This is a genomic window from Solibacillus silvestris, assembly GCF_051967575.1.
In the GTDB taxonomy this organism is placed as follows: Bacteria; Bacillota; Bacilli; order Bacillales_A; family Planococcaceae; genus Solibacillus; species Solibacillus silvestris_B.
Genome location: NZ_JBQCJW010000008.1, coordinates 107,463 through 120,250 on the forward strand (window position 1 = coordinate 107,463; position 12,788 = coordinate 120,250).

The window sequence follows — 12,788 nt, forward strand, 5'->3', positions numbered from 1 at the left end:
ATCGATACGGTATTTACGATGCAGATTCTTTCTGAAGGCGCAAAGCTGAACACAAAGGAACGCAGCTAATAGGCTGAATGTAATATAAAGCCCATTTCTATGCGTACTTCATGATTCTTTACATCTTCGTTTGTGTAGGAGATTGTGTTTAATCCAATCAGTTCAAAACCATTTTTTAAATAAAACTGGACAGCTGGATAATTGGCTGTTTGCGTTTCCAATGTTATCGACCTTACTCCTAGTTCGGCCGCTCTCTTTTTAGCTGCTTCAATTAATGTTCTACCGATACCCATTTTCTTGAATCGTTCGTCAACATATAAATCATGGATTAATAATGTGTTGTTCCATTCCATTTGCTGAATTACTATAACGGCACATTCTTCGCCATCAACTTCCCCTACATAAACTTCCGAACCTTCTTTATATGGTTCAAAAATTTCTTCCTCCATTTTTTTCACAAAAGGGGCATCAAATCGTTCTTCGTTTAAAATGAAAATCCAGCCATTCTCTTTTCTTTCCATGCGGATATTATAATATTGTTCTGATGTATACTTATAAAATACTTTTTTACCTGCCGGATAGTCTTGTTGATATATTTGCCTTACAGTAAGCATGCTTATGTCTCCTTATATAAATCCCGATTATTATAGGATCGTTCTCTTCTCTGTACAAATATCCGTTAAAATAAAAACTCTTTTTTGGAGGGGATTTTAATTTATATACGTAAGTCTAGTTTTTACAATATTATATATGTTATAAACGAGAATTTCATTTGAAGGAGGAAAATCATGTTTAAAATAGGCAGTATATTTATCCCGGTCACAAATATTGAAGAATCTACAAAATGGTATGAAAAATTCCTTGGTGTAAAAGTAATTGAACGTTGGGAAGATGGCGTCGGGTTTTATTTGCCGACAGGATCAACACAATTGGCCTTGGTAAAAGTTGAAACTACGCAACCTACTGAATTTACTGCAAAGGGTAACGAGAAAAATTCCTATTATAATTTTATTGTTGACGATATTGAAACTGCCCACCAGCATTTTAAAAACAATAATATCGCTATTACCGAACTTGACGATTTTGGCGGTATGAAGTGTTTCGATTTCTTCGACTTGGATGGCAACCCGTTTAGCGTGGTAAATGAAGTTGACGGTTCTCCTTACCATTCGGATAATATTAGAAAAATGCAGGAAAGCGATATAAAGAATAAGTGACTATTTCTTAAAACATATTAACATCCATATATTTTTTGCCTTTCGATTATATGTTTTAAATACTTTATGAAGGGTATCCACTTATGACATATTCGTTTGGAGTGGATATTATATGTTTGGAATATCGGATCTCATATCTCTTACTATTTCTGCATTTATCATCTTGCCTGCCGTTGTATTTCTTCGGGAGATGGGCTACTTAATTGTCAGCTGGCTATTTGGTGTTACAGAACCAAGAGTAACAATTGGTTCTGGCCCTAGAATTATAAAGCTTGGGATGTTTGATATTCGCAAATACTATCATTTCTATAGTTGGTTTTCATATGATGAATTAAAGCGTGACAGTAAGTTCGCTTATATTTGCATCTACTCGGGGCCAATTTTGATCAATTTATTCCTTGGTCTTACAATCAATTTCTTGATTGCCAACGGATGGGCTGGGGAATACAAGACATTTTGGGACCGCTTTGTATTCTACGCTTTTTATTATGTATTATTCGATGCAGTGCCGATGATTACATTCAATGGAAAGCCAAACAACGGTATGATTATTTACCAAATGAGTCGGTACGGAAAGCGGGTCGATTTAAATCCAGATTCCTTTCTGCCCGCAACTTCGGATGTCGAGAAAGAATATCAGGAGTATATGAAGAAAATCGAGGAAATAAAAGGGAACGCGAAGAAGCATGAGCGCGACTAAATAAATTTGAACAAAAAACTTAGACACTGTATTAAGGTGCCTAAGTTTTTATAATTTCTGCATGTACTTTCCAATCAATAAAAGAACCAAGGCTCATGCCTTAGTCCTTCATCTCAATGTGTTGAATAGTTGTCAAATATAAACTAGTGCCATGCAGTTCGTTCACTTACAGGTTGCTTGATGCCTGTTTTGCCTTGTGCTTCCACAAAGTTTTTTTCCTTTGCTGAAGCTGCATTGAAATCAAATTCAGATTCAAACTCCTCTTGCCGGGAATTCCTGAGATTTCGGTTTACTTCTAGTTTATCCGCAATTTGCTTACCCTTGGGTTTTGCATTATTGCGCTTTGTCCCCATATTTGACATGGCCATCCTCCATTGATTTTTATTTGAAAAGTATTAATAATGACTGTCTGCATTCATACTTTCCACTCTAAAGTTTAACCAAGAGTACATATATTTATTTAAAAAATGTTGGGCTACAGCTATTCCGTCACCATGGACACGCTATCTTTCGCCAACAGTTTCTGCATCCAAGCTAAGCATCGGATTTTCGCCACCGGGTTATTGTGCAATGCCAGGCACACTCAAAAAAAGCGCAGGAAAAAAGAGATCCATTTCCCTATTTCCCTGCACTGTATAAGAACTCGAAGTCCGGGTTCTTTTATATTAAAAATCAAAATTGTCCGGGTCTGGTCCTACACGAAGATTTTGATTCAATTCATCAATGATTTTCATTTCCTCATTCGTCAATTCAAAATCAAACACATTCGCATTTTCAACAATTCGATGCTCCTTTGTCGATTTCGGGATGACAACAACCCCTTGTTGCAAGTCCCAACGCAAAATGACTTGAGCAACAGATTTCTGATGCTTGTCAGCAATCTTCTGTAAAACGCCATTGTCCAGCAATTGGCCTTGCATTAACGGTGACCACGCTTCAAGCTGGATACCATTGCTTTGACAAAATGCTTGCAGTTCCTTTTGGGTTAAACGAGGATGGCGTTCCACTTGATTGATCATTGGTTTAATTTCTGCATCCTTCATTAACTCTTCCAAGTGGTGAATCTGGAAATTGCTGACGCCGATTGCTTTTACCCGGCCTTCTTTGTAAAGTGTTTCCAATGCTCTCCACGCCTCTTTATATTTTCCTTCAACCGGCCAATGGATCAAATACAGGTCTAAATAATCTAAGCCAAGCTTCTTTAAACTTGTTTCATATGCAGCGATAGTTGATTCATACCCAAGATCCGCGTTCCAAACCTTGGACGTCACATAAAGCTCTTCCCTCGAAATGCCTGTTTCCTGTAAGCCTTCTTTAATCCCTTTTCCTACTCCTTCTTCATTCTCATAAATCGCAGCTGTATCCACACTGCGGTATCCATGTTTAATCGCATTTTTAACTGCATTCACCAATTCAGGGCCTTCTTCGACCTTAAATACCCCCAGTCCGAACAAAGGCATTTTCACACCGTTATGCAAAGTAGTTGTATCTTGTAAATTTTTTATCATCATTCCTGAAACCTCCAAAATATTATTATGCATTACTTTTTAGATCTTTCCGTTCCAAATATTTGCTAAATCCTGTTAAGACTGCTGCCGCCAAAACCATAAGTGCCCCAATCCATGAAGTATGGATAAGTCCAATTGAATCTGTAATCAGACCGCCTACAAATGAGCCAAGCGCAATCCCTGCATTAAAAGCAGCGATATTTATTGCTGATGCGACATCAACTGCACTAGGGACAAAGCGCTCGGCCAGCATCAAGACATATACTTGCAGCCCCGGCACATTCATAAATGCCAACAGCCCCATTAAAAGAATGGTTATTAATCCAGCAACTTTAAATGGTGCCGTAAACATTAAAATAAATAAAATGACGGCCTGTACTATAAACATATAGAACAATGCACCAAGCGGATTCTTATTGGATAATTTACCTCCAATCATATTCCCGATTGCTATCGCAAGTCCATAGGCTAATAAAATGACGGCCACAGTTCCTTCTTTAAATCCCGTAATATCCTGGAGCATCGGGGACAGGAAGGTGAACACGACAAATGTACCGCCGTACCCTAATGCTGTAATGATGAATAAAAGCAGTAGCCGTCCGTTCGTTACAAGCTTAAGGTGCTCACTAAAGGAAGTTTTTACTCCTTTCCGTAAATTTGACGGCACAAGAATGCTATTTGCAATCAAGGCAATAACACCAATAATAACAATGGTAATAAAGGCTGTTCTCCAACCTAGCAGCTGTCCGATAAACGTACCAAAAGGAACACCCGTTACCGTAGCTACTGTTAGACCTGTAAACATTATGGAAATCGCGCTGGCTCTGCGATTTTCCGAAACTAAATCTGCAGCTATCGTCGATCCGATTGACATGAAAACCCCATGTGAAAATGCCGAAATTACTCGCGCCACCAGCAGCAATCCAATAGTTGTAGAAATTGCCGCAAGGGTATTGCCAATAATGAAGACAATCATAATCCAAAGCAGTAATGTTTTACGCTGCATTCCCGATGTCAGAGCTGTCAAAATAGGTGCTCCAAATGTTGCCCCTAAGGCATATAAAGAAACCGTTAATCCTGCAGTGGTCACAGGAATACTTAAATCTTCCGCTATAAGAGGCAGCAATCCGACACTGATAAATTCAGTCGTTCCAATTGCAAATGCACTTACCGCTAAAGCAAGCAATGCTAAAATGCTTTGCTTTTTACTTAACTCCATATTCTTTTCTCCTTTTTCTTTTATATACATGTAAACTTTCATTTCAGTGAATAATAATATTTGAAAGAAAGTATGGTGTTTATCAGCCTGCAAATGTTATTATGATATATAGAGTTCATAAATAAAAGTACGCACTTTAAAGTAATATAGGCACCAAAACGTTATATAGGTACTTTTTTGCGCCTATAATAAGGAGGAACATTATGCAAAAAAAGAAGTATAATATTTCCGTTGAAGCGACACTGGAAGTAATTGGCGGAAAGTGGAAATGTGTGATTCTCTGTCATCTGACTCATGGAAGAAAACGGACAAGCGAATTGAAGCGCCTCATGCCAAATATCACCCAAAAAATGCTTACCCAGCAGCTGCGTGAGCTAGAAGAGGATGGGGTCATCAATCGGATTGTGTACAATCAAATTCCGCCAAAAGTAGAATATGAGCTTAGTGAATATGGACAAAGCCTGGAAAGTATTTTAAGTTCATTATGTTCATGGGGTGAAAAACATATAACGAAAGTATATGGAGATAAATTTTCGGTTTTGGAGGATAGTGTGCTGAATGATCAGCTAAAGTAAGAGGATCCAGAGTGGGGTCCTTTAGCAATAAGGGGCAATGATAAATTAAAACCAAAACAGCCGATTCCTTAATAATGGACGGGGAAAATATTATGGAACCCGTGGGCAGGACACTTGCGAAAGGTCCCGCCTACGGGTTCTTTTTTACTATTTAAGTGTAACAGAGAAAAAGGAGTACACACAGTTGAATGGAGGAAGTTCAGAGCTCCCGCCAATTGCCGCACTTTTCCGGGCGAAGCGGAAATTTTACCGGATATAGCTGTGTGTGCCATATTTATTTATTTTCTATTTTATTTAACGTAAGTTGACAGTGGTTTGTATGGAGAGACTGGTTTTTGTTCACGTATTTTTTCCCGGAATGCTGCTGGAATCAGTGAATTTGAATAATAGAAAACTTGATACAGTTCTATTTAGTGAAGCAAATTGAGGCTTTTTTATCCTTTATTTTAATAGTTTATAAACTGAACTTCTTTTCCTATAAAACATGGAAAACCCAAAAATTGATCTAGAAAGTGATTGCTTGAATAAATTTGTTTCTAGTTAAAATCAAAATTTACTTTTTAGATGCTATATAAATTGAACTTTAGAATCTAACACAAAGCCGATCGATTATTCCCTGTTTATTTTTGTTCTGGCAGTTAATAAATTGGCGAACCGCAAGTTTAATTTTCGGCGTACTCGGAAAAAAGACATTATTAATGACACTGTCTTTTAACCATTTCCATAAACCTTCAATTAAATTCAATTGTGGGCTGTAAGGTGGTAAAAAGACGAGCTGTAGTCGATTTTGATGCGCGTTTAAGAATGGCTGAATGAGCTTTGCATGATGAATGCGGGAGTTATCTAGCACCATCGCAATTTTCCCGTGTGGATAATGTACGAGAATTTTTTCTAAGAAACGGAAAAAGACTTCTGCATCGTATTTTTCTTCTTCGACACAGAAGATTTCACCTGTTTCGTAGTTCAAGGTACCCATTAATTTAACACCCTGATGCTTGCCAAACGTAGGAATTTGACGCTGCTTACCTTTTGAAAACCACGACTTTTGAATCGCTTGATAATCGCGAATCATGGACTCATCTTGAAAGAGAATATGATCGATTTCTTCATAAAATAGCTTTTTTTAAAACAGGAAAGGTTTCCTCTTTGAAAGTCTTTTGTTTTTCAGGATCCGCATTCGCCAACGTATAGGTAGGATGTGTGTGACTAAATTGCATGCGTTCCAATAATTTTGACATACCACGTAAAGAATAGGAAACAGCCCATTCCCGTTCAACTAGTGATACAAGCAAGGCTAATGTCCAGTTCGTATACGGCGCGAACCCTACATCGGCAGGGGTTTTCGCTGTAATCATTTCAGCCAGTTCAGCTCGCTGTTCGACCGTTAAACGACTTGGTTTACCTGTGGAAATGCCCATACGTAAGCCAGCAATACCTTCTTTTTTATAGGCTTTAATATATTCACCAACAGTCGCTCGATTACGTTGAATAATCGAAGCAATTTCAATGTTGTTTTTTCCTTCAAGATGTAAAAGTACAGACTGGTAACGTTCAAATAATCGCTTATCTTTTGTTTGTCGCATCGCATATCGAAGTTCTTCTAGTTGTTCATTGCGTGTCATGTCAGATCATCCTTTCGAAAGTGGGTTTGTATCCTTTACCCGCTTTGAAGGAGATAGAAGCTTTAATTCAAGTTATATAGAAAAGAGATATAGCAATATGTTCAGCTTGATTTTATATTTTTATTTGCTTCCTTCGCTATAGGAAATGTACATAAGGAACTCGATATCGACCTACTTACCTAGCTAGAGGCTGCAGCAAATCATTCATCTATTAGTTCTGATTAAATTCATTTAATTTTTAATCCTCTTTTTTCCAATAATCAAATAAAAAATTATTGTACTCTATTAGGTTAGAGTAATAATATCTATCAGAAACCTCCATTTTCTCTCCTACATCGGTATCCTTACTATTACAATTTGGACAAATGGCAGATATTTTAATGGACTCCAAACCTTTTAAAATAATATCATTAATTAATAATATTTTTGTACAATTATTACATTTCACCTTAAATACAAAAAATGTTAAATTTTCGTTAACACTTAGATTTGGTACCTCGTTAGAAAAAATAATATTAATCATTAATTGTATAGCTTGGCGAATAGCTACTAAGTTTTTTTCAAGTTTAATGTCTATCTCTTTGAAAGAATACCACCCTTGCTGATTAACACTAACACCTTGCCCTGGAATAACATCTAGTGGTGCCATAGTATATTTAGCCCCTAATGATCTCCTATGAACCATCTCATTCCTTAAAGCAATAACTTCTTTAACTTCTTCTGAAAAATATATATCTAATAATGATTGTAGGCTATCATTTACTGTATATTTCTTTTTCAAAATTCTTGTGAATATATTCTTTTTTTTGTTAATGGAGATATTAAAAAGTTTATGTTCTTTTTCTAAATCCGGCTTTATCTCTTCGATTTGATTGTCTGGTAAAGAGGTTACCTTGATTTTATAACCCTCACCTTTTTTTATAAATTTGATATCATGACACTTTGTGTAAATTATTTTATCTCTAATATCATGCCCTACGATTAAATCTGTTTGATAAAATTGATTTAAAATAATAAATAGATACTCCCAACAATTAGAAATTCTAATTATAGCATTCTCTACGTAATAAGCATGTGTCCTTAAATTAAAATCTGTATTTCTACTTATAGAAATACTTGTTGCTACAGATAAACATAAATCATTATTAAAATAATACTTTATTTCTTCGATTAATGGACTACAAATCATAACCATACCAAAATCTGTAGTAGTTTCTTTTTTTAATAATTTCGGACGAAATTCATCTCGATATTCTAAAAGCAGATTTTCTACACTTATTTTTACTTCATTATCAAATATAAATTCATTAATATTAAAGTTTTTATGTGTCTTATAATCAGATTTTCTATCCTTCTTGAAAAATTTCAAAATAAATATCTCCCCATTTATAAATTTATTTCCCAAAAAACAAAGAGATTAGCAAATTTATCTGTTAATTCTCCACATACTTATTAAATAATCTTAATTAAACGCTACATTTACCAATCTTGACCTTTTTAACTTTCCTCTTAGGATATTATGTTGTGCCTCCTCCCAATCTAGCTACAAATTATTAATCTTAAGATAACAAAAAATAAACCATCAACTACAATAAAACGACTGTAATTGATGATTTACTAGAAACCGCACTTACTTATGGTACGGTTCTCCGCTGTTGTTGGTAAAACTATCTACCATATAAATTTACTTTCTAAGATTGTTATTTTCAATAAAGTGTTCGAAATCATCTTTTGATTTGTTAGCAATTCGGTTTTGATTATATTTTTCATATTCTTGAACGGCTAATCGGTCAGCCACTGCTTTCGAAACTTTCCCTGCATTTTCAAGAATCTCTCGACCATTAAATTGAAGAAAAGCATTCAGTTTTTCTGTCCAATCTTTCATATACATTGGCTGTTGTCTTTCTGCTTGATCCTCAGCATAATCCAAGTACATTGTTACAATACGATTCATCGACTTCAGTTCTTTTTCAGATAAATAATTTTTGGCAACTGTTACATCACCTTTTCGTACTTTGTCACCTTTCCAAGAAGTAAGGCCCATATTCTCTTTTTCAGCATCTGATCTAGACGCTATTAACTCCGCTGCTGTTTGCCCATGAATCGCAAAATGTAACTTATTTTGCACAGTAGCGAAAAATTCCTGTGTAATTTCTGCTTTAGGTTCATAATCAATAGACGTTGCATAAATATCTGTAATTTTTTGATAAAATCTTTTTTCAGAAGCACGAATATCACGAATTCGTTCAAGTAATTCATCAAAATAATCTTGTCCAAAATTACGCATCTCTTTTAAACGATCATCATCCATTGTAAATCCTTTAACCAAGTATTCCGTTAATCGTTCAGTAGCCCACTGTCGAAACTGTGTACCTCGGTGAGAGCGAACACGGTAACCAACCGCGAGAATCATTTCGAGGTTATAAAAAGATACCTCACGTTCAACATTACGATTACCCTCAGTTTGAACTATTCGGTTTTTCCGAATAGTTGCCGACTCTTGTAATTCTCCTTCTATATAAATATTCTTTATATGTTCATTTATCGTATTTACACTTTTTTGGTAAAGTTCAGCAATTGCCTTTTGCGTCATCCATACTGTTTCATTTTCTAAGCGTACATCTATCTTTGTATTGCCGTCTTCTGTTTGATAAATTAAAATATCGGTTTTATTTTGCATTGCATATCCCCCTATTTTAATAAGCGAAAACTTATGTTACATTCTTACAATTCTATTTGTAATACTCTATCTAATGTATTTCTATCTATTACAAATTCACTTCTCTGCTTTACCATCATTTATGGTACGGTTCTCCCTTAATAATCCGAAAACTGCGGTAAATCTGTTCCACGAGCACCAGCTTCATGAGCTGGTGCGGCAATGTCATCTTGCCGAAACACAGCTTTTCATCTGCACGCTTTAATACATCTTCATGTAAACCGAGCGAACCGCCGATAACAAAAGCGACCTTGCTCTTGCCATATGTCATAAGTGCATCCAAATCGGCAGCCATTTCTTCGCTCGTTTTCATTTTCCCGTCTAAAGCGAGTGCGATAACATATGTGCCTTCGTTAATTTTTGCAAGGATGCGTTCGCCTTCTTTCCGTTTCACGATTTCCATATCCGCTTCACTCAATTGCTCCGGCGCCTTTTCATCGGGCACTTCGACTAAATCGATTTTTGCATAGCCGCCTAAACGCTTCACATATTCCTCAATGCCCATCTTCAAATATTTTTCCTTAAGTTTGCCGACTGAGATGATTGTAATATTCACAACTTATCCACCTTTACATTCCATTTACAAACAAGTTATCCACAAAAGTTATACACATATCCACAAGTTAAAACTATATATTGTGTAAAGTTATTTACTTGATACAATATATGTTGCCTGTTCTTCACAATAAGAACAAGTTGTTGATAACTTTTCGTCTTCTGTTAAAAAATCCATCATCGGGAATTGTTCCGTCTCTGCGACATGCATATCTAAAGCATGATCTATATGGGTTTCACAGCTAAAATTTTTCATTTTTAATCCTTCTTTCTTTTCTGAAATTTCCACAAACTTATACACAATTCACAAGATGTTATCCACAATCCATTGTAACAAACAAAAAACAGGTAGAAAAGAAAAGCCTTTTTCTTCTCTGCCTGTTGTGTATAAAATTATCGTTCTATTCAGTTATCCACAATTTATAATTGCGCATTTTCCACTAATTCCAATTGTGCCTCGATAAGCTTGCCTTGTCGGTACACTTTTATTTGCAATGTATCGCCAATCGATTTTTCATTATATAAATGTTTACGAAGCTCGATTGCATTTTCAATTTTTTGGCCATCCATTTCCACAATGACATCATATTGCTGCAAGCCAGCTTTCTCTGCAGCCGAGCCGCGCACAATTTGTGAAATAACGACACCGTTTGTTACTTCTTCAGGCAACTGCAATGTTTGCTGCTGATAATATGCCGGCACTTCTGTTAAATCCACTAAGGAGATCCCCATCGTTGGACGTTGGACTTCCCCATGCTTCTCCAATTGCTCAATGACCGGAATCGCTGAATTGATCGGAATCGCAAAGCCTAAACCTTCAACAGATGATTGCGCAATTTTCATTGAGTTAATACCGACCAAATCACCTGCTATATTAATCAATGCACCGCCGGAATTCCCTTGGTTAATCGCCGCATCTGTTTGCAATACTTCCGTGGACCAGTCTTCCACTCCATCTTCGTTTAAATCGACTGGTACGGAGCGATCTTTACCTGAAATAACGCCTGTCGTAACCGAACCATAAAAATCCAAGCCTAGCGGGTTCCCGATGGCGATCACCGTTTCACCTTGCTTTAATACGTCCGAATCGCCGAATTGCGCCACTGTTTCAATACCTTCACTTGGAATCGAAATCACCGCCAAGTCTGTCCACATATCTTCACCGACAAGCTGTGCTTCCACTTTTGACCCATCGTCCAATGTTACTTCTATTTGTTCCGCACCTTCCACAACATGATAATTCGTTATAATGAAGGCATGGTCTTTTTCTACTTTATAAACAACACCCGAACCGCTTCCGACAGCTTGGGTTTCGCCTGAGCTTTGGTTCCAGAAGTTCGGTGCCGCTTTTTGGATATTTGTTATCCCTACAACTGCGCTTGATACTTTTTCTACCGCATTTGTCACATCTGTCGTTACTTCTGTAGCAGTTTGGCTAATCGTTGTGCCTGATGATCCGTTCGAAACAGAGTTTGTCCCATTAGCACCCGGCAGCTGATTGGCAAGCGACGGCAATAATAGCCATAGTAATAATGCACCGACTACAACACCGCTCAAGCCTGATAAAAAGTAGCCGAATTTATTGCCGCCTTTTCTATTTTTTTTGTTTTGGCGCTGCTGTCTTTCTTCCTCTTCTCTTTTTAAACGAGCCTCAAGCTCTGTGGCACGGTCATATTGAATTTCCTTTTTTTCATCCTCAGGAAAATAACCCATATCCATCATCCTTTCGTTACTTTTCATACTGTTAGCATACACATCTAACATTAAAATTAGATGAAAATTGCATAAAACCTACTTAAAAAATCACTGAAAATCCAGCCAAAAAAGGCGTGCTGAAAGTATACACTTTCAACACACCTTATTCTTACCCTTTTTTACACTGTTACAAGCTTTGTCGGTTCAACTGCGTCCGTATCGTGCAAATGCAAATATTCGCCCGCAATAATTCCGCATGATTGCAATGTTTGCTCAACGCTCATGCGCGCCAAGTCTTTCATATTATTGTCTTTGCTTAAGTGCGCCAAATATATTTGCGTCGGCTTTTCGGCTACGACATCCGCCATCGCCACTGCTGCATCCTCATTCGAGACATGGCCGACATCCGATAATATGCGGCGCTTAATATTCCAAGGGTACTTACCCATTTGAAGCATGCTTACATCATGATTGCTTTCAAATACATAGGCATCCGCTGCAGCAATATATCCCTTCATACGATCGCTTACATAGCCTGTATCTGTAATAACGACAAGCTTTCGTCCATCTTCGTTGAATGTATAAAACATCGGGTCTGCTGCATCGTGGGATACGGCAAATGACTGGATATCGAGCCCCCCGAAAGTCTTCACTGTTTCCATATCAAAATCGAAGCACAAATCTGTTGGAATTGTCCCGACCAACCCGTCCATTGCTGTCCATGTTTTCGCGTTTGCAAAGACAGGGATATTATATTTGCGTGCAATAACACCAAGCCCTTTAATATGGTCACTATGCTCATGCGTTACTAAAATGCCTGATAAATTTTTCATATCACGATCAATATTAGCAAACAGTTGCTCCATCTTTTTCCCGCTTAATCCTACATCGACTAAAAATGAATGCTCATCATTTTCCACGTAGACAGCATTGCCAGTACTGCCGCTTGCTAAAACACTAAATCGCATTATTAAAACT

General features: G+C 37.0%; 14 protein-coding genes. 3 read left to right on the forward strand and 11 right to left on the reverse strand.

Annotation, left to right across the window (positions count from 1 at the left end):
• Window positions 1–65: 65 nt before the first annotated feature.
• On the reverse strand, window positions 66–614 hold the full coding sequence (locus tag ACTHOQ_RS07590) for a GNAT family N-acetyltransferase (RefSeq protein ID WP_440495217.1): 549 nt from the start codon (window positions 612–614) through the stop codon (window positions 66–68).
• A gap of 174 nt (window positions 615–788) precedes the next feature.
• Between ACTHOQ_RS07590 and ACTHOQ_RS07595 the strand changes: the two genes are divergently transcribed.
• Together ACTHOQ_RS07595 and ACTHOQ_RS07600 are read left to right on the forward strand one after the other, a co-directional pair.
• The gene (locus tag ACTHOQ_RS07595; protein ID WP_440495219.1) at window positions 789–1,217 is read left to right on the forward strand and encodes a VOC family protein; all 429 of its coding nucleotides are present in this window, start codon (window positions 789–791) and stop codon (window positions 1,215–1,217) included.
• 112 nt (window positions 1,218–1,329) lie between these two features.
• Window positions 1,330–1,917: a hypothetical protein gene (locus ACTHOQ_RS07600; RefSeq protein ID WP_440495220.1), complete on the forward strand. Its 588-nt coding sequence runs from the start codon at window positions 1,330–1,332 to the stop codon at window positions 1,915–1,917.
• A gap of 143 nt (window positions 1,918–2,060) precedes the next feature.
• Here the strand turns inward: ACTHOQ_RS07600 and ACTHOQ_RS07605 are convergent, their stop codons facing one another.
• The 3 genes from ACTHOQ_RS07605 to ACTHOQ_RS07615 all read right to left on the reverse strand — a co-directional run bounded on the left by ACTHOQ_RS07605 (window position 2,061) and on the right by ACTHOQ_RS07615 (window position 4,644).
• Complete coding sequence (locus ACTHOQ_RS07605; RefSeq protein ID WP_440495221.1) at window positions 2,061–2,279, reverse strand: hypothetical protein; 219 nt, start codon at window positions 2,277–2,279, stop codon at window positions 2,061–2,063.
• Between the two features lie 303 nt (window positions 2,280–2,582).
• Entirely contained in the window at window positions 2,583–3,425 is an 843-nt protein-coding gene (gene pgoN / locus ACTHOQ_RS07610) for a glyoxal/methylglyoxal reductase (RefSeq protein ID WP_440495290.1), read from the reverse strand.
• A 25-nt stretch (window positions 3,426–3,450) separates the two neighbouring features.
• Window positions 3,451–4,644, reverse strand: coding sequence for an MFS transporter (locus ACTHOQ_RS07615; protein WP_440495222.1), 1,194 nt, complete (start codon window positions 4,642–4,644; stop codon window positions 3,451–3,453).
• Window positions 4,645–4,847: 203 nt separating this feature from the next.
• Between ACTHOQ_RS07615 and ACTHOQ_RS07620 the strand changes: the two genes are divergently transcribed.
• A complete protein-coding gene (locus ACTHOQ_RS07620) occupies window positions 4,848–5,219 on the forward strand; it encodes a winged helix-turn-helix transcriptional regulator (RefSeq protein ID WP_440495223.1) in 372 nt (123 codons plus the stop codon).
• 583 nt (window positions 5,220–5,802) lie between these two features.
• Here the strand turns inward: ACTHOQ_RS07620 and ACTHOQ_RS07625 are convergent.
• From ACTHOQ_RS07625 to ACTHOQ_RS07655, 7 genes are all read right to left on the reverse strand, one after another.
• Window positions 5,803–6,841 (reverse strand): IS630 family transposase gene (locus ACTHOQ_RS07625; protein ID WP_440495224.1). Its coding sequence is split into 2 segments (ribosomal slippage): window positions 5,803–6,342 and window positions 6,344–6,841, totalling 1,038 coding nucleotides; the frame shifts between segments, so codons are not numbered across the junction.
• A gap of 238 nt (window positions 6,842–7,079) precedes the next feature.
• A complete protein-coding gene (locus tag ACTHOQ_RS07630; RefSeq protein WP_440495226.1) occupies window positions 7,080–8,210 on the reverse strand; it encodes a hypothetical protein in 1,131 nt (376 codons plus the stop codon).
• Window positions 8,211–8,525: 315 nt separating this feature from the next.
• The gene (locus ACTHOQ_RS07635) at window positions 8,526–9,521 is read right to left on the reverse strand and encodes a virulence RhuM family protein (protein ID WP_440495227.1); all 996 of its coding nucleotides are present in this window, start codon (window positions 9,519–9,521) and stop codon (window positions 8,526–8,528) included.
• Window positions 9,522–9,636: 115 nt separating this feature from the next.
• The gene (rlmH, locus tag ACTHOQ_RS07640; RefSeq protein WP_440495228.1) at window positions 9,637–10,116 is read right to left on the reverse strand and encodes a 23S rRNA (pseudouridine(1915)-N(3))-methyltransferase RlmH; all 480 of its coding nucleotides are present in this window, start codon (window positions 10,114–10,116) and stop codon (window positions 9,637–9,639) included.
• Between the two features lie 90 nt (window positions 10,117–10,206).
• Window positions 10,207–10,404, reverse strand: a complete 198-nt coding sequence (locus tag ACTHOQ_RS07645; protein WP_440495229.1) for a CxxH/CxxC protein — start codon at window positions 10,402–10,404, stop codon at window positions 10,207–10,209.
• A 131-nt stretch (window positions 10,405–10,535) separates the two neighbouring features.
• Window positions 10,536–11,828 (reverse strand): S1C family serine protease, encoded by a 1,293-nt coding sequence (locus tag ACTHOQ_RS07650; protein WP_440495230.1) that lies wholly within the window; start codon window positions 11,826–11,828, stop codon window positions 10,536–10,538.
• A gap of 161 nt (window positions 11,829–11,989) precedes the next feature.
• Window positions 11,990–12,778, reverse strand: a complete 789-nt coding sequence (locus tag ACTHOQ_RS07655) for an MBL fold metallo-hydrolase (RefSeq protein ID WP_440495231.1) — start codon at window positions 12,776–12,778, stop codon at window positions 11,990–11,992.
• Between the last annotated feature and the right edge of the window lie 10 nt (window positions 12,779–12,788).